Origin of the sequence: Paraburkholderia sp. EB58 (genome assembly GCF_050436665.1) — a bacterium.
Classification (GTDB): Bacteria; Pseudomonadota; Gammaproteobacteria; order Burkholderiales; family Burkholderiaceae; genus Paraburkholderia.
On the sequence record NZ_JBNDMQ010000001.1, the window covers coordinates 394755 to 416640 of the forward strand.

At 59.8% G+C, this 21886-nt stretch carries 15 protein-coding genes and 1 pseudogene; 7 read left to right on the plus strand and 9 right to left on the minus strand.

The genetic code is table 11. The features are described from left to right. The first annotated feature begins 1699 nt into the window (after window positions 1-1699). The 5 genes from P3T40_RS01850 (at window position 1700) to P3T40_RS01870 (ending at window position 8586) form a co-directional block, all read left to right on the plus strand. On the plus strand, window positions 1700-3052 hold the full coding sequence (locus P3T40_RS01850; RefSeq protein WP_429265963.1) for a TIR domain-containing protein: 1353 nt from the start codon (window positions 1700-1702) through the stop codon (window positions 3050-3052). A gap of 12 nt (window positions 3053-3064) precedes the next feature. Next, entirely contained in the window at window positions 3065-4048 is a 984-nt protein-coding gene (locus P3T40_RS01855) for an AAA family ATPase (protein ID WP_429265964.1), read from the plus strand. 9 nt (window positions 4049-4057) lie between these two features. Further along, the gene (locus tag P3T40_RS01860) at window positions 4058-6442 is read left to right on the plus strand and encodes a hypothetical protein (RefSeq protein WP_429265965.1); all 2385 of its coding nucleotides are present in this window, start codon (window positions 4058-4060) and stop codon (window positions 6440-6442) included. After that, window positions 6439-7920, plus strand: coding sequence for a WD40 repeat domain-containing protein (locus P3T40_RS01865; protein WP_429265966.1), 1482 nt, complete (start codon window positions 6439-6441; stop codon window positions 7918-7920). Before P3T40_RS01860 ends, P3T40_RS01865 begins: the two co-directional genes overlap by 4 nt. A 237-nt stretch (window positions 7921-8157) precedes the next feature. Beyond that, complete coding sequence (locus P3T40_RS01870) at window positions 8158-8586, plus strand: DUF4231 domain-containing protein (protein WP_429265967.1); 429 nt, start codon at window positions 8158-8160, stop codon at window positions 8584-8586. 555 nt (window positions 8587-9141) lie between these two features. Here P3T40_RS01870 and P3T40_RS01875 read toward each other — a convergent pair. From P3T40_RS01875 to P3T40_RS01900, 6 genes and pseudogenes are all read right to left on the minus strand, one after another. Beyond that, entirely contained in the window at window positions 9142-10029 is an 888-nt protein-coding gene (locus P3T40_RS01875; protein WP_429265968.1) for an alpha/beta fold hydrolase, read from the minus strand. Window positions 10030-10135: 106 nt separating this feature from the next. Continuing rightward, window positions 10136-10891 carry a class II aldolase/adducin family protein gene (locus tag P3T40_RS01880; RefSeq protein ID WP_429265969.1) on the minus strand — a complete coding sequence of 252 codons (756 nt, stop codon included), beginning with the start codon at window positions 10889-10891 and terminating at the stop codon, window positions 10136-10138. A 301-nt stretch (window positions 10892-11192) separates the two neighbouring features. Next, window positions 11193-12500, minus strand: a complete 1308-nt coding sequence (locus P3T40_RS01885) for an MFS transporter (protein ID WP_429265970.1) — start codon at window positions 12498-12500, stop codon at window positions 11193-11195. A gap of 220 nt (window positions 12501-12720) precedes the next feature. Beyond that, a pseudogene (locus P3T40_RS01890) lies at window positions 12721-13995 on the minus strand (MFS transporter). 331 nt (window positions 13996-14326) lie between these two features. After that, window positions 14327-14575 carry a hypothetical protein gene (locus tag P3T40_RS01895; RefSeq protein ID WP_429265971.1) on the minus strand — a complete coding sequence of 83 codons (249 nt, stop codon included), beginning with the start codon at window positions 14573-14575 and terminating at the stop codon, window positions 14327-14329. Window positions 14576-14645: 70 nt separating this feature from the next. Beyond that, entirely contained in the window at window positions 14646-15176 is a 531-nt protein-coding gene (locus P3T40_RS01900; protein ID WP_429265972.1) for a lecithin retinol acyltransferase family protein, read from the minus strand. Between the two features lie 473 nt (window positions 15177-15649). Here P3T40_RS01900 and P3T40_RS01905 point away from each other — a divergent pair, with 473 nt between their 5' ends. Next, complete coding sequence (locus P3T40_RS01905) at window positions 15650-15940, plus strand: hypothetical protein (RefSeq protein ID WP_429265973.1); 291 nt, start codon at window positions 15650-15652, stop codon at window positions 15938-15940. Window positions 15941-15945: 5 nt separating this feature from the next. Then, the gene (locus P3T40_RS01910; protein ID WP_429265974.1) at window positions 15946-16716 is read left to right on the plus strand and encodes a PP2C family protein-serine/threonine phosphatase; all 771 of its coding nucleotides are present in this window, start codon (window positions 15946-15948) and stop codon (window positions 16714-16716) included. 14 nt (window positions 16717-16730) lie between these two features. On the opposite strand, the gene P3T40_RS01915 is transcribed toward P3T40_RS01910, so the two are convergent. Genes P3T40_RS01915 through P3T40_RS01925 form a run of 3 tightly spaced genes read right to left on the minus strand, consistent with a single transcriptional unit; the run spans window position 16731 to window position 21869 of the window. Beyond that, window positions 16731-18026 carry a sigma-54 interaction domain-containing protein gene (locus P3T40_RS01915; protein WP_429265975.1) on the minus strand — a complete coding sequence of 432 codons (1296 nt, stop codon included), beginning with the start codon at window positions 18024-18026 and terminating at the stop codon, window positions 16731-16733. Beyond that, window positions 18023-21082 (minus strand): peptidase domain-containing ABC transporter, encoded by a 3060-nt coding sequence (locus tag P3T40_RS01920; RefSeq protein WP_429265976.1) that lies wholly within the window; start codon window positions 21080-21082, stop codon window positions 18023-18025. The genes P3T40_RS01915 and P3T40_RS01920 overlap by 4 nt, the downstream gene beginning before the upstream one ends. Window positions 21083-21116: 34 nt before the next feature. Continuing rightward, window positions 21117-21869: a peptidylprolyl isomerase gene (locus P3T40_RS01925; protein WP_429265977.1), complete on the minus strand. Its 753-nt coding sequence runs from the start codon at window positions 21867-21869 to the stop codon at window positions 21117-21119. Between the last annotated feature and the right edge of the window lie 17 nt (window positions 21870-21886).

Sequence of the window (21886 nt, forward strand, 5' to 3'; positions counted from 1 at the left end):
GTGGGGGCAAGGCAAGTTCCGCAAGCGTAACGTATGTGAACCGCCGTACAAACCTCGTAAGAACTGATGAGCCAAAGCTGCTGCGAGGCTCGAACCAAAAGGTAGGTAGCCGGTTGCCTCTTTGTCATTTGGGGGCACGTCGTCGCGAGTGCTACCGGGGTAGAGGCGGACGCTAAACGGACAGGCGCAAATGTATCTTTGTTGCGTCGGCAAGACTGGGAACGTGGTAAGCCCGACTCATCGCCAACCCCACAGAGCATCGTCAGGTGGCAGGCAAACCGCAAGGAGCGCTGTTGGTGGAGCGGGTAAGAGAATGCGGAGAAAGCAAACGGCAAGCTGTAACGGCTTGCATAGGGGTTCGAGCTTTGCCCTGACCCGAAAGGGTGCAGACTTCCGTGCGGTGCAGCTGTCGCAGGCCCGTGTTCGAGTTTCGTCGATAGAGGGCAGCTTGAGAGAGGCCGGCAAACGCCGGTTCAGCGTCCTTGTTCCGGTAACGGAATGGATTACGATGCGATGCTTGCGAAGGGCTTGTTGAGTTCGGCAAGGCCGGCGTTAGCGCGACGCTTAATGCTGTGCGCGAGCCTTGTGCGGTGAAAGTCGCTCGCAGGGTTCTTCGGGGGCCGGGTTCCCGAGAAGGAATGCGGCCACCCTCTCTCCTACCGGTTAAAGCGGTTTTGGCAAACTCACTTTAACCCCGTCGCCCGGCAGGGCGGCGGCAGGAGGTCCGCTAGATGATTTTCAATCTACGCAGCCATATCGACAGTCTGCTCGTGGCCGATAGCACCAGTTCGATGAAGATGCCGCCGCGAGGATGTTGGAATTCTCAATGGAAGCTTTCAGGCGGTTCGTGAGAACGCGTACTTCCGGCCATGAACGGACTTTCGTCGGGCGCGTCGTCTGGACATTCAGAAAGCGGCCCTGCTCAGCAAGCGGTCATTCGATCGCGGTAAACTGGCGTCGCATCATCGATCAGTCGTACATCGCTTGGTCCAAGGCGAGTCCCGGGTCGGTGACTCGGGTGAGTTCGAGCCCCTCTTATCCATCTGTGAGCGAGCTGGTGAGTGACGCCGTAGGCGGCCTTGGCGCTGGCTTGGACGGCGAGATGCGCAATTTCATCGATTCGCGATTTGGCTACGATTTCAGTGCGTTGCCGGAGTTGCTTTGAAGTCGAACCCCTTTCTTCACGGGCGTGTCCTTTCGCCTTCCTATTTACTGCGGCTAATTGAGAGGAAACGCGGTTCCTACTCGATTGCATGCCCTAATTTGTCGGCGGCTGGTGTGACCCGCGCCCCGCGCGTGCTCAGGATAACTGACCGTGTGGAAGTGTCTTTTCTTCCTGGTTTTTCTTCGAGGCAGTCGCTTAATCAATCAGTTCGAACCGTCGCGCAGCGCGAGGGCCCTGTAGCTAGACAGGAACAGAAGATCGGTTTGCAGTATGGGTTGAGAACGCCTCATCTGCCCGAGCCAGCACGACCGGGACATCCCGGCAGACATTCCCGTTAAAGTCAACGTCCACGCGCGGGCTCGTGCGGGCGGCAGACGACTCGCACGTGGCGGATAGGCACGACATCCATTACTATCAAGGGACTTGGCGGTCACTAAACTTGTTCCATAATGCGGCATGCCGATGTCCAGGCGGCTAGGTATCAACGTGCGACGCACGCTGACGTGCGGGGTCGGATCGAACCCAGGACTGAGCATGCCGGTCGAAATATTCATCAGCTATCGCCGCAGCGACACGGCAGGCCACGCGCGCGGACTACATCGTGCGCTTGAGGCGTTCTTCGAGCCGGACCGGATGTTCTTCGACCGCGCGTCGATCGAGCCAGGCAGCAAGTTTCCTGAACTCATCAGCCGGAGCGTGCGCGAATGTCATGTATTGCTCGCGCTTATTGCCCCCGACTGGCTGAAGGCCGAGCGGGGCGGCGTACGCCGGCTAGACGATCCGGACGACTACGTGCGTCAAGAGATCGCGCTCGCGCTCGAACTGGGAAAAACAATCATCCCGGTACTGTTCGACGACACGCAAATACTCCGTCGCGGCGACTTGCCGGCCGCTCTGCAGGCGCTCGCCGAGTGCGACGTCCTGCGCCTCGATGGCAAGAACTACGAATACGAAACGCAATTACGCGAACTGGTGCACCTCGTGGCTGTGGTGCCAGGCGTGTCGCGGCCTCGCCCGAAAGCGTTGCGCGCGCGTGGCGCGGTCATTGCCGAACCGCGCAAGCTTGCCTGCCTGTGCGACCGTAGCGACCAGGAAAGCACGATAGGCGAGACGATCCGCCAGCAACTTTCAATTGATCGAGGCCGCCGGCCGTTCGTCGTCGTGGTGCACGGGCGGGTCGAGGAACTGCACCATGCGTTCGTCGAACGCATCGAGGAGTTTTCGTTGCCGCGCTTTTTGAGAGGCGCGAGCGCGGCGCCGGGGATCCGGATAGTCGATATCTTCGAACCGCTGCCTCTCGATGCCGGCCAGCCGTCATTCGAGCAACGTCTTCGCGAAAAGATAGCGCAGGAATTGGACACCAGCGTTTTCGAAGACGACCGCGCGATTGTGGATCTCCTCCCCGCGCAGAAGCTCGCGGCGCTGATCGTGGTGGTGCGGTGGCGCTCGTCCGAGGTAGCCGGCGATCCACAGGCGCCCCTCAGGCGACTCTTCGACTACTGGTCAGGCTTTCCGGATATCGGCGGACACGCGCTCGTCGGATGCATCGTCTGCATGAAGTACGATACGCAGGACGTGGGCGGGAGCTGGTTCAGGCGAATGTTCGTGTGGGGACCCGATCACGCCGCTGCGCTGCGCTGCGCCGTGAACGACACGCCATCCATGTTCGGTCACGACGCCCGCACCGTGTGGCGCGTACTCCCCGAGTTGCCGTCGATCACGGTGGGTGATCTCGGCCGCTGGGTTGAGGAAGTGGAGCGGATTATCGGCCGCAGCATCCGCATTTCCGAAGACAGGCTGCGCGCCATCATCGGCGACCGTCCGCAGCCGATGGAAAGGGTGTTGCCCGCGCTGGAGGATCTGATCCCACCTGCATGGATAACATAGAGGAGATGTACCATGCGCTTTCCATACATCGATGGCACGGCCACGACGCCGCCCCAGCAGCCCCTCGAACTGCCCGTGCCCGAGCGCCAAAAACAGGCCGATCCGGCGGGGTATCTGCTCGACAAGAGACTCGTAGATGCGATCAACGTCGCCCTCGTGCTGAGCCAGCCGCTCTTGCTCACCGGCGAACCGGGCACCGGTAAGACGCAACTCGCGCACCGGCTCGCGTGGGAGCTCGGCTATGGCGAGCCGCTGGTATTCAACACCAAATCCACGAGCACGGCCCGCGACCTCTTCTATACGTTCGACGCGATGAGCCGCTTCCATGCCGCGCACACGTTGGAGCGCAACACCACGAACATCGAGTACATCGCGTACAACGCACTCGGGATCGCCATTTTGTTGTCCAACCTGCATAGCGGCGTCGAGCACCTCCTGCCGCATGGCTTCGAGCATGATGGTCCGCGCCGGTCTGTCGTGCTGATCGACGAGATCGACAAGGCATCGCGCGATTTTCCTAACGACCTCTTGCACGAAGTCGATGCAATGTCGTTTCGCATTCCAGAACTTGGCAATGTAGAAGTCACCGCGAGCCGGGCAATGCGGCCGATCCTCGTGCTGACGAGCAATTCGGAGAAGAACCTGCCTGATGCTTTCCTGCGCCGCTGCATCTTCTTCAACATCCCGTTTCCCGATCGCGGCCGTCTGGCGGATATCGTCCAGTCGCGGTTGCCCGCGTTCCGGGACGGCACACGGGCGCTGCTCGATACGAGCATCGACTTCTTCCTCGAATTACGCAAGCAGAACCTGCGCAAGCCGGCGTCCACCGCGGAGCTGATCAACTGGCTGCAGATCATGGTCGCGCACGGCGCGCGGCCGGACCGGCCGCTCAAGGCGTCGCCCGACGCGCTGGAGCGCGCGATGAGCGCGCTCGCCAAGACTCGCGAGGATGCCGAGGACCTCGCGAGCTTCGTGAAGTCGTACTTTCGCGGCTAGCCGAACCACATGCTCGGGCCGGACGATCTGGTCGATCTCGGCGCGAGCCTTCGGGCAGCGGGCTTCCGGGTCGCCACTCAACAATTCATGGCCGCGCAGCAACTGCTGCTGCGACTGGCCGCAGACGGCGCGTTGCCGCCGACGCGCGACGCACTCGAACCGCTTCTCGCGCCGATCTTCTGCACGAGCGCGCCGGAACAACGTGGATTCGAGCTACTCTACCGTGACTGGTTGCAACGCCGGTTTCCTGAGGAGACCGGGCCGCAACCGCCGGTCCCGCCCCCGCTCCCTCCTACGCAGCGTCGAACGTGGAAGAGCTTTGCGCTCGCCGCGCTGGCCGTGGTCGTCATCGGCGCGGCATGGTTCGCCTGGAGGCGGCCTCCGGTAGACGTTGTGCAATCGGAACCCTCTGCAACTGCGCGGCCACAGTCCGCCCTGGCATCCCAGGTCTCTCGGCGATCGTCCGTTGAGTCGTTGCCGCCGTTGCAACGCATCGTCCGTTTCGATGCCGCCGATGCGCTGCCAACGCCAACGTTGCGGCAGCGCATCGTGTGGCGCAACGTGTTGTTCGTCACCCTTCCGCTTTTGCTGTTTCTCGCGTGGCAGACGTGGCGGCTCCAGTTGCGCCCGTCGCTGCGGCGGATGCCGACGCGCACGCCGCCGCAACTGCAGGACGTTCATCTTTCCGGCGGCGTGCGCTCGCTACTTCCCGGCTTCCCGGTTCGCAGGCTTGCGCAGGAATTGCGGCGGCGCTTACCGGTCGAATCCCGCGAGCTTCAGGTCGAGCCGACGATCGCCGCAACGATGCAGATGGGTGGACTGTTCACCGCCGTGCGCGGTTCGCGCGTCGAGCCGGAATACTTCGCGCTCGTAGATCGCGCGAGCGTGTCGGACCATCAGGCTCTGCTTGCGAACGATATCGTTGCGGAGCTCGCGCGAAGCGACGTTCTCATCGAGCGCTATGAATTCGACCGCGACGCCACGGTCTGCCGTCCGCGCAGCGCGCACGCCCGCGCGCGGTTTCAGCCGACGCGCGCGCCGGGACACCAGGCGCATGCGGCGGTCGTCGAGTTGTCGGAGTTGCGCGAGCGCCATCCGGGACACCGCGTGCTCATGTTCAGCGACGGCATCCGCGCGTTCGACGGCTTCACCGGCGAGCCCGCGCCGTGGCTCGCGACGCTGCTGCAGTGGCCGTTGCCGGTGCTTCTCACGCCGCTACCGCTGAAGCGCTGGGGACGCCGGGAATGGGCGCTCCAACAGATGGGCGTGACCGTGCTGCCGCTCTCCCGGGAAGGTTGTCTCGCGCTAATGAGCGTGCTCAGCGGCGTGCCGGTCGACGAGACCAGCGAATCGGCGACTCGCGCAACGTCCGGCCTGCACGAGCACAATGTGCGGCGCTGGCTCGAACGCGACCCGCCGCCGCAAGATACGGTCGAGCGGCTCTGCCGAGATCTCGCGGAAGACCTCGGCGTGCAAGGCTTCAACTGGCTGGCCGCCTGCGCCGCTTATCCCGAGATTCACTGGGGCATCACCCTGCGTCTGGGCTTCAGCCTGCTGCCCAACGCGGGCGAAGTGGAGAAAGTACTTCTGCGACTCGCGTGGCTCGTCTGGTTTCGTGAGGCCTACATGCCGGACTGGCTGCGACAGGCGCTGCTCGATCGGCTCGCTCCCGATGTCGAACGACGCACCCGAGAAATCCTCGTGGCGATGATGGAGGCGGTATCGTCGGGTAGCACGGGAGAGATTCCGCTGCCCATCGCCATCGACGAACCCTCCGATGGTCTGCCGCTCTGGCGGTTGATCTGGAATGCGTTGCGGCGGCGTGGCCTGCGGGAAAGATCCCGCGACATGCTGCGCAAGGCGCCGGCCGACAGCCCGATGCATGATTACGTGCTTCTGCGATTTCTCTGCGAGCAAGCTTCCAATAAGCTCGATCTCACGGTGTCTGGCGCTCTGCCGCGCGTCTTGCGCGCGCTGCCGTCGACCATATCCGGGCGAACCGCGGCCCTGGCCGTGGCGATGGCCGCGCTTATCGCATGGCGGATGCCGCCGCTGCTGCCGCGGCAGGCGTTCACATATGTCACTGGCGCAGTGGGACTCGCCGACGAAGGCAAGCGTGGCGCATTCCCAGTGTACGCCGTGCCGGTCGTCAACGTACCCGCAAGCGGCTTTCCGATGGCGCTGATGCAGGTAGACGGGCGAACGGGGCAGTGGACGTGGCGATCGACTGTCATCGCCGGCGAGTGGATGGCGGTCAGCGCCAACGGCAATCGCATCGTCATACGACGCGGACAATCGGCTTACGTGGGCACCGTCGATGCTCCGGGCACACTCCTTCCGCTCAAGGACTCGGCGGACACAATCGGTGCGCAATTCGCCCGGGGGGCGTCTTGAGCGATGACGGGAACTGGTTCGCATCGGTCTTCAGCGATGGCTCGATCGGCGTGTGGCAAACGCAGACCGGGACGCTGTTTGCAAAGATCGGCCAGCCTCCGGGCGGAGAGCCTTTGAGCTTTACTCTGAGCGCCGACGGCCGGCTGGTGGCCGCCGCCTCGAAGGCGGGCGTCGTGCTGTGGAACCTTTCGTCTGGCCAGAGCCTGCAAAGCTGGAGTTCCCCGTTGACGGAGTCGGCCGGCGTCACCCGTGTCCGTTTCGATGTCAACGGTCACTTGCTCGCAGGCTGGGTCTGGAACTCCGCGCCTTCGGTGAGTCTATGGGACACATCCACGGGGCAGCAGCGTACATCATTGCTGGGACAGGTGCCTATCAGCGACGTTGCGTTCGCGCCCGACGGCGTGCAAATCGCGACGATCGACGCGAATGGAAGCGTTCGGATCTGGCGCGCCGACAATTCGCAAGTTGTCAGCGATGCGACGCAATTGGCGTCGTCTGACAACACATCGAACCAACTGACATTTTCGGAGGATGGTCGAACCCTCGCTGCCTCTGCCGGCAGGATGGTTTACTTGTGGAAAGTGGATACGTTAGTGCCGCCCCCTCTGACCGCCAGTGCAGCGCCGGTCGGTACGACATCGGCACCGGTGGATGCCGTATCGAACGGGGCCGTTGTCGCGTCGATGCCAAAAGTCACGGATGCACAGCCGGTCGCGGCGCCATCGAAGGCGGAAGTCACGGCATCTGCCCTCGTTGGCAAGGCTGGGAAGCTGGGCGTCGCCGCATCGAATACGGACTCCACAGCGACGTCAGTCGACGCACGGACCTCGCCCAACCTGCAGAATTCTGCCGAACTACCAGGCGACTCATCGATTTTGCCCAACGTACCGAATTCAGGCGTAGCGTCTAAGTCGGCCAACGTAGCGAACTCAGCGGAGGTAACGAACCCGGTCAACACCCCGGATTCAACCGAGGCATCGAACGCGGTCAACATACCGAATACGCCCGAGATTCAAAACGGACGCGTAGCCGCATCAGACGCGGCTGCCGAAACATCAAGCGCGGCAGCATCGAGTCCGGCAATAGACCGCCTGCCGCCTGATGTCGTCGTCCTCTACCTGGACGATGCGCAGAAGGCTTCGGCTTCGCGGATCGGCGAGTATCTGCAGACAAGCCGTGATTCCGAAGTGACCGTGAGGCACTTTGACCATGTAACGTGGAAGTTCTCCAGCCCCGTTGAGCTTCATTACTTCCATGCCGATGATCAGCCGGAAGCCCATAGAATCGTGAGCGACTTGCGGCGCAACAATGTCGCTGTGACAGCGCGTTATATGCCCGTCTCAGATGAAATTCCGGAGAACTATTTCGAAGTCTGGCTACGACCGAGCGCGTCTGATGCGAACGACAACCCGCCCGACCTTTCTCCGGAAATCCAAGGCGGAAAGGTTCTTGAGCCGCAAACGCGATTCCTTAAGTGACCAGACACCGCGGCGACATGGTCTACGCTCGGCCACCCCATAAGGCGCATGGCCAGGGTCAAGTCATGCAATCAGCTGTGCTGCGCCCGTTCCACCTTGTCTGGTGTTATATGCGGAGCCTTCATGATCCGCCGGGGAGTGGAACGCTCGACGTTCCTGAAATAAGTTCAGATGAACGACGGGCTCTAAGTCACGGGGGCGGCCAAATTCCGATTCAGTCAAATTATGGGGTAGGCGATGGATAAGGAACGCAATACGACCTTAGAACGCTTGGACGATCAGATCGACTGGTATGACACGCGAAGCGCGCGCGCGCGGAGTGCATACAAGTTATTGAAGTTTGCACAGATCGTCACGGCAGCCTTGATCCCGCTAGTCACGATTTTCGATATTCCGAACCCAAATAGGATCACTGCGGTGCTCGGAGTGTGCGTGTTGATTTTCGAGGGCGTCCAGCAATTGAACCAATACCAGCAAATTTGGACGACGTATCGCTCAACCTGTGAAGCGCTGAAACACGAAAAATATGCATTTCTCGCGCTTGCCGGCCCGTACGTTCATGCCGAGCTCCCGCTGGCAGTGCTCGCCGACCGCATCGAGGGACTGATATCACAAGAACACGCTAAATGGTTGTCGACGCAAGAGCGGGTACGCGAATCTAAATAAATTGACGGCACTTCGTGAAGTCGATCAGGCTACGCAAGAGGAATCGTCACAGGCTGCACCGCCAGGGAATGTGACATCTATGGCTGACTACCAATGTCAAAATGGCCAATGATCCCACGGTCAACCTTGCGTGTGTGAACTGGGTTGAGTGGTATTCGTAACCAATCGAAAGCGGCCGCTCGGCGGCACCAGGAAGGGGGGCGTGCGAGCGTGGGCGCCACGGCCGAGTATGAGGCAGCCGACGTGACAGTACGGAGGTCCGTTGTAGCTTGTGAGCGGTCGTCGTGCCGGCGCAGTCGCGTATGACCGAAGTGGGTCGAGAGTGCGAGTTCACCAATGCAGAAAGCTGCCGTCCGCGTGCTCAACCCTGTCGCCGTCAGCAATACGCCGCATTGCTGACGTAGAATCCAGCTCATCCCAACGACGGCTCAGGCCGAAAAGCAGCCCCGCCCAAACTCTTTCCGAGGCTCGTGGTGCAACAAATATCCGTGGTCGATATTTCAAAGCTCAGCAACCCCACCCCGTTCGCCCCCTCCGCCCCGCTAGCTAGCAACCTCACAAACACACCCTCGCCACCCGATCCCGGAACTCCAGGTAACTACTCATCACCGCACCTGGCGCCTGAACTTGCGGATAGTGCCCCACACCGGCCAACTCCGAAACATCCGGGCGCGGCACCACTTCGCGATACCGGTTGGCCATATGACTACCAGAGATGGGGTCAACCGAACCAACAATCAGCTTGAGCGGAACTCCCGTCTTCTGAAGCCCACCCACCCACCGATCCCGATGCTCAACGCGTTCCGGAATGTAATGAATCAGCTTATGCATGATTCGCTCGCCATGCTGCAGACGCAACATATCCCACATAGAATCGAGAGTTTCACTATCCAGCGGATACTCCTTCCCGAACACAGCACTCATGTTCTGAGAGAGCTTTTTCCTGTTCGTCAGCAACGACACAAGCGGCCCAATCGGCGAAAGCAAAAGCGACTGAAGCCGCACCCGTCTATGCGTCTCAGGAAAGAGGCCGCCATTGAGAAAACATACACTCCTGAGTTCCGGCCGATCGGATCGTGCGAAATCCCGAGCAATTAGCTCCTGCGCTACCGTATCACCATAGTCATGCGCCAGAATATGAAAACTGCTGACGCCGCGCAACGCCAGAAGCTCGTCGTAAATGTCGGCCTGGTCCATGATCGAGTACGTGTAATCACGCGGCTTGTCTGAGTACCCGAAGCCGATCATATCAAGGGTAAGCAATCTATAACGCTTGAGCAGGTCCGCCCAAACGGGCTCCCAGTCCCACGAGGCCGTGGGAAAGCCGTGGATCAAAAGTAGAGTCGGCGCATCCGCCCGGCCCTCTTCGCGCCAGAAGATATTCTGGCCGCGGTGGGTAAAGTACTTTCCCTTGGATTTCCGTGCGTCTGTACTTTGTGTCATGTCTCGCTGTTCCAACACACATTTGGCTACACGGGGGAGAAATGAGAAAGGGAAGATCTGCCCCCTTCTCGAAACGATAGGTCGTGTCCGTCCACGACCGCTTCGCCTACGAACGGTAACTGTCGTCAATACGGTCGAGTTTGCGGATCAGCGCCGGCCATACAAACGAACCTCCAGTGCCACCCGTCTGAGCATGCGCAGCCGACGCCGCGCCAGCCAGAATTTCCCGGTCTACATGCATCAGGTCTCCCCCCGTCTGCGCCGACAACTGGATCTGACATGAGGTTTCGAAGAGGTACATATGAAGGAAAGCGTCCGCAACGGTCTGGCCAACCGTCAGCAGACCATGGTTCCTGAGCATCAGGTAGTTTGCACTGCCAATGTCTTCCTGCAGACGCGGCTTTTCTTCATCTCGCAGCGCTACACCCTCGTAATCGTGATAACCGAGCGAGTCAAGCACGAAAGTTGACTGCTGGGAAATCGGCAACAAACCGCCCTTCTGCGCGCTGACCGCTACGCCTGCGCGAGTATGTGTGTGCAGTACACACTGCACATCCTCGCGTGCGGAGTGAATCGCGCTATGGATGACGAAACCCGCGCGGTTCACCTCAAACTCCGAATTCGACAGTCGGTTGCCTTCGGTGTCGACCATGATGAGCGACGAGGCGGTTATTTCGTCAAACATCAGCCCGTACGGATTGATCAGAAATCGATGGTCAGGCCCTGGCATCCGCGCGCTGATGCATGTGAAGATCAGATCGGTCCAGCCGTGAAGCGCCACAAGTCGATAACATGCTGCGAGGTCGCAGCGGAGTTGCCACTCGTCGGCGCTAACGGTGTTTTTCAACGATGGTATTTGCATGATGTTGGCTCCTTGGAATTGTGGAGCTCGCACTCAGAAAGAATCAGACAAGCACAACGCGGTCGCGCTTGCGGTCAACTTGACAACAGAATACAAAAACGCCTATTTGCAGACTGCAAAGTATCTTCCGTTTTCCGTGTTTTTTTGCGCGCCATTACCCTTCACTACGGCCGCATACAGATACTTTCAAGAGAGACTTTACTGACGTTCCAGAAGGACGACTGACGAACACTCTCGCACGCCTTCGGATTCCTAGGCTGGTTCGCCCGGGAAATATCGGATCTCACCGGGCGAAGCGCTCTTATCTGGGTGAGTCAGTTTTCATCCGAAGCATCACAGCGCTGGACACTACCAGGATTCCTGAGCAGCAGTAGAGTCCGTAATTGAGGCTTCCTGTTGACGTCTTGATTAGACCGATTGCGTACGGACAGATGATTCCGGCAACACCGCCCAAGCTCGTAATGATTGCGATACCGACCGCCGCCGACTCCTTGCGAAGCACCGAAGTCGCGACCGCCCAGAAGACTGGGAGCGAAGAGATCACCGCAGCCAGGGAAACGGAAATAAGTGCGACAGACGTCCACAGCATTCCTTCCGTCCAGTTGCACAGAGCGAGCGCTACGGCACCAAGCAGCACGGCGAACGCGAAGTGCCATCGACGTTCTCGCGTCCTGTCGGAGTGGCGACTGTACCCAATCATCGCCAATACTCCGCACGCATAGGGAATGATAGAGATTGAGCCGATTCGTTGCATGCCGACAGTTCCGGCCCGCTCAATCAACGACGGCATCCAGAAGCTCAGTGCATAAGCGGCGCAACTCATCGAGAAATAGAGTGCCGAGAGCCTATAGACTGCCATGCTGCGAAACGCTTCACGGTGCGAAACGCTCTCCTCTGGAACGTCGCGCGATCCCTCCGCGAGATCTCGCGTAATCGCATGTTTCTCCGCGGTGGAGAGCCATCTCGCATCTGATGGCCCATCGTCCAGCGATAGATACGAAACGATGCCCAAAAGAACACTCGGGAAGCCCTCTAGCAGAAACATCCATTGCCACCCTTGCAAGCCATGAACGCCGTTCATGTTTTGCAGAATGTAGCCCGAAACTGGACCCGAGATCATTCCCGCCGCGACTGTGGCGGCCATAAAGAAAGCGACAATGCGAGCCCGGCGGTCAGCCGGAAACCATAGCGTCGGGTAAAACAGAATACCGGGGAAGAATCCTGCTTCGAAAACGCCAAGGAAAAACCTCGCCACATAGAATTCAAGCGGACTCGCAACGAACATGGTGCTCATGGAGACGGCTCCCCAGCACAACATGATGCGAAGCATCGTTTTACGTGCTCCGATTTTCTTCAGGATCACGTTACTTGGCACTTCGAACAGCACGTATCCAACAAAAAACATGCTGGCGCCCAAACCGTATACGGCGTCCGAAAAATTAAGCTCGGATCTCATCTGTAACTGGGCGTAGCCGATGTTGATACGATCGAGGTAGGCCAGCAGATAACAGACAAAGAGCAAGGGAACAACTCTTCGAGTCACCTTCTGATACACCGTTTCCAGATCGGTTGACGAGCGTGTGCTCGGTAGTGTGACAATGTCTGACATGGTGGCGTTCGTAGCTAAAGGTGGGGCGTGTGCGGCGCGCATGGGTGAACAGCGCACCAGGCGGCGTTCGGGTTGTCTCGGCGCTCCTTTTCCGTTTCTTGAGGCAAGAGTAACGTTCGCCCGGAATCACAACTGCAAGAAAGCTTGCAAACTGGGGTTTGTCCGGCGTTGCTGCCCGTCAACCGGGAGCCGACCCGCGCCTCGCCGCCTATGACCTGACTCAGGCCACCACGCTCGCTTCATGCGAAGGCAGCCGAACTTTACTGATAGCAGCCAACGCCGCAAGACTAACAATCGCCGTGAACATCAGGTAAAAGCTGGGTGCTGCCTTGCTACCGGTTGCACTGATTAGCCAGATAACGATGGCGGGCGTAAATCCGCCGAAGACGGCCACCCCCACGTTATAGGCAATTGACATCCCCGTAGCGCGAGTCGAAACCGGAAAGCTTTCTGCCATCAGGGCAGCCAATGGCCCAAAGTAAATGGCTTTTAGCAGCCCGAGCCAACCGACCAGCGCGAATAGCGCGACCACTGAGACATGCGAGACAACATATGCGGAGGTCGGGTACCCGGTGATGAGACATAACACCGCTGCCCACGACATCTGTCTAAGGCGCCCAATCCGGTCCGACAAGTGGCCGGCGAAGGGCGTGACCACCGTCAGCACTGCTCCGGCCAAAGCGCTCGCGGCGAAGCCTGTCGATGCGTTCAGGTGCAGTTCGCGCATCGTGAACGTTGGCACATACTATAGTAGATGGTTAACGGCAGTCGATAGGGTCAATGCTCCGATCGAAACCAATAACATCGACTTCTGCCTGCGAAAGACGTCACGGATAGGAGTCCTGGTGTGTTCGGCTTTTAGATAGACCGGTCCGTCCTCAACGAAGCGGCGAAGGTACAAACCGACCGGACCAATTAAAAGCCCGAAAAAGAAAGGCAGGCGCCATCCCCAGGACGCCAGTTGGGCGGGCGTAGCAAACGCGGTGAGCGCGAAGCCGAAGACGGAAGCGAGCACCAAAGCGAGACCTTGGGTCGCAAACTGCCAACTCGAGAGGAACCCACTGCGATGCGGTGTCTGTTCAATAAGCATCGCTGTTGAAGCACCAAACTCACCGCCGGCCGAAAAGCCCTGAATCAGTCTCGCAGCGAAGATGCCGATGGGTGCAACGAGCCCGATCTTTGAATAGGTGGGAATTAGCGCGATGATCGCCGTACCCACCATCATCATTCCGACCGTGAGTAGCAACGCGGACCTGCGACCGCGCCGGTCCGCGTATGCGCCGATAATCATGCCACCTAGCGGGCGCACCAGATAAGATGCGCCGAACGAACCAAACGTCAAAAGCATCGACGCGGTTTCGCTGGTCATCGGGAAGAAGCTCTTCGCAATGAAGACGGCAAAGGATGCGAATACGAAAATGTCGTACCACTCAAGGACATTGCCGATCGAGGTCGCAACCACGATCTGCGTCAAGCTGAGACGCTTTGTTTGCATGATGGAGGCCTGATAGACGCGACGCGCAACGTAAAACGTTAAGCACGCGCCGAGCGAAGCGCTGTGTCTGGGCGAGCCCACGCCGACGCAATTTCGGCCTGGTCGTGAGATACGCTCTGTCGCTTACTTGAATCAGGCACGACATCAGTAGCTGCTGAAAACCTTCTGGATAACGGAGGAAGATGTCATGTCTCAGCACCTTTTATATAACACTATCGTCATAAGTACAGATATTATTCAGGCTTACTAATTTGGCGATTTGTAAGCCATTCCCCTAACCTCGCGTAATGTGATCCACCGCATATTTCCGCCGCGAGCGTGCTGCACGTCGTCATGCAGCCCGCCGGTACCCGTTCATCGCGGGCCGCTCGGCCGCTGGGGGAAACACGTTCCATGAACCGTCGTCATGACGGAAGAAGACGATCGAGAGTACGCCACTCGGGCGCGACGTCTCGACGCACACCGCGCATCCGCGACGCGCAGCCGTCCGGCAAATGCGGGTAACGCGTGCCGGCATCGCCGGAGTTGGTGCGAGCCACTTGTCGACGATCCAATGCAAAGACTTTTCCGCGGCATACATGTCCTTCTCCTTCGAAACTTCAGGCCCTCGGGCCTCAAATGGTTTGCAGCCTTACTTTCGCAAAACGCGATCAGGCGATACGAGCACCCGCATACGCGCCCTTCAATTCCGCTGCGACAAGCGCCTTGAACAGACGCATCAACACACGCAGCCCTGCATGCGGATGCGCGAGGCAAGTCTCGACCTGCTGGCTGCGACTCTCGCCGGACAGGCACCACGCGCAGAAATGCTCGCAATTGTTCGTCAACAGGCGATAGCGGTTTTCGCCCAGACGCGAACGAGCCCGCTGTACGGCTTCGGTGCCCATGTACTGCGCACAGGGATGAAGGCGGATGGCAATCGCGTTACCGGCGGCAAAGCAGTCCAGCGTGACTTCGACAACAGGACCGCGGCAGTGCCCCTCGGCAAATCCGGCATAGTGAACGACCTTGCCTGCGCCTGCGTAGATGCCGTGGTGTTCGTAGCCACAACGGCTCGTCACGAGATGCGCACCGAGTGGCACGTCGTGTTCGTCCGTGAACGGAATATCAGACGGGGCACCAGCCGCGCCACGCATTGCGCGTTGCCGTTCAATACGGACTTCTTGTTGTTTGCTGTTCATGGCTCGCCTCTGTGTTCCGGGTTCATGGAAGCGCCGCTTGGGGCACATATCCAACACTGTTGCGAGCTGTATTGCATCAACCGGACCAGCGCGTCCAAGTCATTGATTTCCCTAAATAATCGGCAAACGTTCGAAAACAACGGGTGTCCCTGTGTCAGCGGATGGCCAACACTTTCCGCTTGGAACTGTCGGAGGCTGCCCGGCACATCAGGAGCCCGAAGCATGCCGCCGCGTCGGCCCCGATGTGTTGGGTCGCCAACCCAGGTGCTGCCGCTAGTGTTGGCGAAGTTCCCACATTCCGCTTCGCCAGGTGCTCCGCCCCGGGCCGGCCCGAGCGAATAACTCCCGCTCAATCAAAGGCTTACAGGAAAGGGCCCGCGGCACCGCGAAGCTAGCACGTTAATTGCAACGTATCGGCCATCAACCCCGTGACCCGCGGTCGCGACTCAGCGCGACCCTTCCGGAGACTCGACATGGCTTCCATTACGATTCACGACCTTCCAGACAGCTTTGCGCTTGACCACAAGGCAATGGCGAAGATCCGCGGCGGCGACGGCGCCGGCTGGCTGTACGGCTGGATGGTGCCGTACACACCTCCCGTGTCCAGCGTGGGTCCGGCTGTCGCCAACCTGTACCAGATCACGAACAACTTCTATGCTGGACAGATGATCAACCAGTTCCAGTCGATCAATGTCAACAACACCGGAACGAACGCAAACATCAACGCTTCCCCCGACGAACGCAGCACGAACCATGCGGCGTAAATACCGTGACCTGTGCCAGCCAATTCAGATGGGTATCGTCGGCCCGCTCAGATGTGGGCCGCGTGCGCGAGCACAATGAAGACGCCTGTCTCCAGCAGCCCGAACGGGCTTGCTGGGCAGTCGCCGACGGCATGGGAGGCCATTCCGTCGGTGATCTCGCGAGCGGCTTGATTGTCGATGCGCTCAGCCGCCCATCTGCGCCCGATAACCTTGCCCGCTGCCTCGCGGACGCTAGCGAACGTCTGCTGAGTGTCAATCAACGGCTTAGGGACGAAGCCGCAAGGCGGCAGGTATCCGTAATCGGCAGCACAGTCGTTGCGCTATTCGCATGCGATAGCTACTGCGGCTATCTGTGGGCGGGCGACAGCCGACTGTATCTGTGCCGCCAGGGGCACCTGCAGCAGCTGACGCGGGATCACAGCCAGGTTGAGGAGCTCAAGGCGCTTGGCCTTCTGACCGAAGAGGAAGCGATCAATCATCCGGCCCAGCACCTGATTACCCGCGCGGTGGGCGCCACCGATCAGCTTGAACTCGACAGCAATACGATGGCAGTGGCCGACGGTGACGTGTTCCTGTTGTGCAGCGACGGGCTGAGCAACGAACTCAGTGCGCAGGAAATGCAGGTTGCGCTGACCGTGGCCGATTGTGACGTGGCCTGTAACGCATTGATCGAAGCTGCTCTCGCGCGAGGTGGCCGCGACAACATCACTGCTGTCGTGATCCGTGCCGAAGACACCTACGCCACGGACAAAACCCTCCTGAATCCGGCGCCCTAGCCTTGCAACCGGCATCAGCCGTTGTCGGGCTCCTTGTCGCGTGGCTGCCCGTTGCGATGACGGAAGTCTTTTGAATGCAGTCCATGTTTCTTGAGCAGCATCTGCAGGTGCGACCGGTTCATGTCGACACGCCGCGCCAGTTCGGCGACGGTGCCGCCCACTTCCTGAAGACCGCGTTCGAGAAACACCTTCTCGGCCTCGTCGCTGGCCGCACGTTTGGCGTCGCCGAGCGACATCAGGTTCGACACCACGCTCACAACAGGTGCGGCTGCTGGGGACGCCGAACTAGGCCGCACATCCACCGGCAAGTGCTCGATATCCGCGGTATCGCCCGCGAGGCACGAGATCCGGTAGATGACGTTGCGCAGTTCGCGGATGTTGCCGGGATAGGGATAGGTCAGCAGGAAATCGCGCAAACGCGGTGTCAATCGAACCGGACGGCGCTTCAGGATGCCGGCCGCTTCGTCGCCGAAGTACGCAAGCAGGAGCGGAATCTCATCGCGCCGTTCGCGCAGGGGCGGCAAGGTAATGTGTATCACGCTAAGCCGGTAAAACAGGTCCTCGCGAAACTTGCCCTCTTCGCTCAGGCGCCGCAGGTTACGGTTAGTCGCCGCCACGATTCGCGTGTCGACCGCAATCGTCTCGTCCGAACCCACCCGTTGGATTTCATGCGCTTCCAGCACGCGCAACAGCTTGACCTGGCCCGCGAGCGGCAGCTCGCCGATCTCGTCGAGGAAAATCGTCCCCATGTGCGCACTTTCGAACTTGCCCTTGCGATCGCCCGATGCGCCGGTGAACGCCCCCTTCCTGTGACCGAACAGCTCCGACTCCAACAGGTTCTCAGGAATCGCACCGCAATTGACCGAGATAAACGGCTTGTCCGCGCGGCTGCCGTTGGCGTGAATCACCTTCGCCATCAGTTCCTTGCCGGTACCGCTTTCACCGTCGACCAGCACCGGCAAGTCAGTAGGTGCAGCCTTCTCGGCGATTTCGAGTGATTCGAGCAGTTGCGGATTGTCGCCGAATGTCCCCTCGAAAATGAAGCTGCGCGCCAGCAACGCCTCGCGTCGCGCACCCCGTGACTGCTCGACACGCGCCGGCTCCGCCACCGCCTGCACGAAACGCTCCTTGTGCGACAGTTGCATCACCTCATCGCGCAGCGCGCTCGCCTGCCTGAGCACTTTTTCGATGTCGGCGCGCTCGAGCTTCGACGCCCAGCGCAGCATGGAACGCAGGATTTCGATCTTCTCGATTAATCCGGCGTAAGAGATGGCGGGGCTCGGGTCCTCAGCCTGATCAAGTATCTTCATCCGGCACTCAGCTGTTTCTGTACGAGCTGGTAGTACATCCCCTTGCGCTGAACCAGTTCCTCGTGACGTCCCTGTTCGACGATAGCGCCTTCGTACAGCACGAGAATCTTGTCTGCGCGCATGATCGTACTCAGGCGGTGCGCGATGATCACCGCGGTACGCCCTTTCAGAATGTCGTGCATATTGCCGAGAATATTGCTTTCGGACTGCGTATCGAGCGCCGAGGTTGCTTCGTCGAACACCAGCAGCTTCGGGTCGTGGTACAGCGCCCGCGCAATGCACAAGCGCTGGATCTGGCCGCCTGAGAGTCCAATTCCGCGCTCGCCCACCACCTGCTCGTAACCGAGCGGCATCTTGCTGATGAAGGCGTGCGCGTCCGCCATCTTTGCGACCTCTTCGATGCGACGCCGGTCCGGCGCATCGTCGCCACTTGCGATGTTGTCCGCGATAGTGCCCGAAAACAGCAGATTGGTTTGCATCACGTAGCCGATCTGCGTGCGATAACACGCCTTGTCGATCACATTGAGGTCGTAGCCGTCGACCGTCATCTTGCCCTCGTTGGGGCCGTAAAAACCAACCAGCAGCTTGGCGAGCGTCGTCTTGCCGGAGCCGCTGCGACCGACGATCGCTACGAGTTCGCCCGGCTTGATATCGAAGCTGATGTTCTCGAGCACATATTCGTTTTCGCTGCCACCGTAGCGGAAATACACACCGCTCAAGCTGATCTCGCCCTGCAGGTCCGGCAGAATCACGCGCGCGGCCAGATCTTCCGGTTTCTGTTCAGGCTCGATGTCGAGTACATCGCCCAGCCGCTCCATCGCGACGCCCGCGTCGTTGAGCATGCTCCACAAGCTGACCAGACCCATCAGCGGACCCAGCACGCTGCCCATGAACGCGTTGAAGGCGATCAGTTGGCCGATGGTCAATTCACGCGCGAGAACGAGATTCGCGCCCACCCACAGGATCGCGATGGTGGTCGCCGCATTCAGCAACTGGCTGCCGAGGCCGACCAGAATGTTGAACGCCTGCGAGCGGTACTGCACTTCGAGCGCCTTCGCGTACTTCTTTTCCCACCTGAGGCGAACCGGACGCTCCATGCCCATGCCCTTGATCGTCTCGACCCCGGCAAGCGCTTCCATCAGGAACGCTTTGGAATCCGTCGACGCGGAGAACACCTCACGCGCATAACGCTTGATCTTCGGCGTAGCGAGCGCGGTCAGCGCAACGATTGGAATCACGAAACCAATCAGAACCAGCGTCATCTTCACGTTGTACACGAACATGATCGTGAAGTAGATAAACACCATCAGCAGATTCAGCGCGGTCGTCACCGTCGATTCGGTCAGGAACGCGCGAATGGTCTGGTTCTCCTGAAAGCGCGCGAAGATATCGCCGGTTTTGCGGCTGGCGAAGAAGGAAAACGGCAACGACATCGTATGCCTGAAGAACTGCGACATCATCGCGAAGTCCATGTTGCGCACCATGAAATTCGCCAGATAGGCGCGCACTGTCGACATCAGTTGCGAAAATACATAGGCGACAATCAGCCCGGTAATCAGCAATTCGAGCAGGCTGACGTTCTGGTGCACGATGACACCGTCGAGAATGTTCTGGATGATGAGCGGTGGAATCACACCGAGCACCTGGATCACGAAGGTCGCCAGAAAGAGGTGCGCAAGAATTTTTCGGTACGGCGTCAGATATCCAACAAAGCGGATCCACGGCGAGCGCGACGCGGCCATCTGCGCCAGGTTCGGTCCGGACGTAAACAGCAGGCACGTTCCGCTCCAGCCTCGTTCGAAGTCCTCCACACTCAGCTTCCGGAAGCCGAGCGCCGGGTCGGCTATCCACACCCAGTCCTTCGAGGTGCCGTATACGATGATGTAGTGGTACCCCTCCCAGTGCACGATAAAGGGCAACTCGAAGCCGCGTAGCGACTCATAGATGCACTGCACGCCGCGCGTTGTGAAGCCGAGCGATTCGCCGGCGCGGGCCAGACTGTCCAGCGTCGCGCCCATGGTCGTCACGTTGCACAGGTCGCGCAGCTTGCCAAGCGTCATCGAGATGCCGTAGTGCCTGCAGATCATCGCGAGACAGGCCGCGCCACAATCCATCTCCTCGGCCTGCTCGACGAGCGGAAAACGCCGGATGACCTTTTCGCCGGACTCGGGTTTCGTATGCAGGTCGAGCACCACTGGGTGCTTGCGTCTTTGCTCTATGCGCTTTTGCCTTTCCAGTTCCCGTTCGGCAAAGCGGATCCGTTCTTCGAGCGCCTCGCGCAGTTTCGGATTGCGCTCCAGAATGAAGTGCACCGTCTTCTCGGGGATCACAAGAAGCCGTGTCTCGGTGTTCGCAATGACCGATACCATCTGCTCCTGACGCAGCAAACAGGCCTTCTCGCCGAAGATCTCGCCTTGCCGCAAGGTTGCCAGCACGTAATCGCTGCCCTCCTCGTGCCGCACAATGCGCACCTCACCTTGCCGGACTACGTAGAGCCGGCGATCCTCCCGTGCACCCTGCCTGAGGATCTCCTTCTCCGCACTCATCCGTTTTGCACCGACGCTGCGCACGCACTCTTCGAGTTCAACCTTGTTCAGTTTGCTGCGCAGATCGAGCAGTTGGGTGACAAAACCTCCCGCCGAACTGATTGCGACGTAGCTCGTCACGAACGCCAGCGCGTCAGGGTTGCCGGCTATCACCGGTTCGATTGCGGTACGTGGGATAAACAGCAACTCGGTCTTCGCCGATGCGCGCACCGACGACTCGTGCAGATAGTTGCGCAGCATCGCGATGTCGGCAAAGATCTCGCCCGTCTTGCGCACCCCCATGCTGATTTCTTTGCCCCGTTCTTCGGTAAAGATGCGCACCGACCCGGACTTGATCACAAACAGTCCGTCCGCGGGTTCGCCGGCATTGCATACGGTTTCGCCGAACGCGAAATGCCGGGACTCGGCATGCGCGGCCAGCCGTTCGAGTTCGTCGCGCGAAAACGGCGACAAAATCTCGACCGTCGACAGGAAGTCGACCGCGGGCGAAGCTGTCTGTGGTGCATCCATATGCTTGCGAACCTCGACGTTACCAGCGCAGGGTCTAACGCACTTCGATCACATGTTCCTGCGCCCGCGACATGAGCCACTCTTCGCGCAACAGACGCTGGATCTCGGCCTCGACGTCCTCATCGAGGGTGGCCGGATACTTCGCGGTCACCGCGAAAATCTCATAGCAGGAGCCGTCGGGTGACGCAAACGGCCCTAGCAGGTCGCCTGCTTCGGCATTGAAAATCTTCGCCTCGATCTCGGGCTTGAGCGAGCCGCGCAGCACCTTGCCAATCACGCCACCCCGCTCGCGGGTCTCTGCGATTGAATGTTCACGCGCCATCTCGGCGAAGCTGTCGGGATCGTCCTGCAGCACCGAGATCATTTCGCGCGCTTTGCCCTCGCTGTCCAGCACGACATGGCTGACCTCGATCGCGTCGAACCTCGGCGAGTTCAACGAGAAATACTCTTCCACAGCGGCGCGGCCGCCGATGGTCGAGAGCATCTTCTCCTGGTACAGGCCATCGGTGATGAAGCGCTCGAACTCGTCCAGACTCACCCCAAGCGCATCGAGGTAGTGATTCATGTCGGCCGCGCGATGCAGGCCGCGCACCCGGCGAAACTGGTCGGCGCGCGCCTGTATCTCGTCCTCGGACAGGCGCACGCCGTGTTTTTTTGCCGCGTGAACCGTGAGCTTTTCCCGCACGACCTGCTCAATCAGGCTCTCGAACTGTCCGCTCAGTTTCAGTAGACGTATGAACTCCGCGACGTCTACGACTTCATCATCGATTCGCACTATCGCGGTCATCTCTTCCGCTCCTTGAA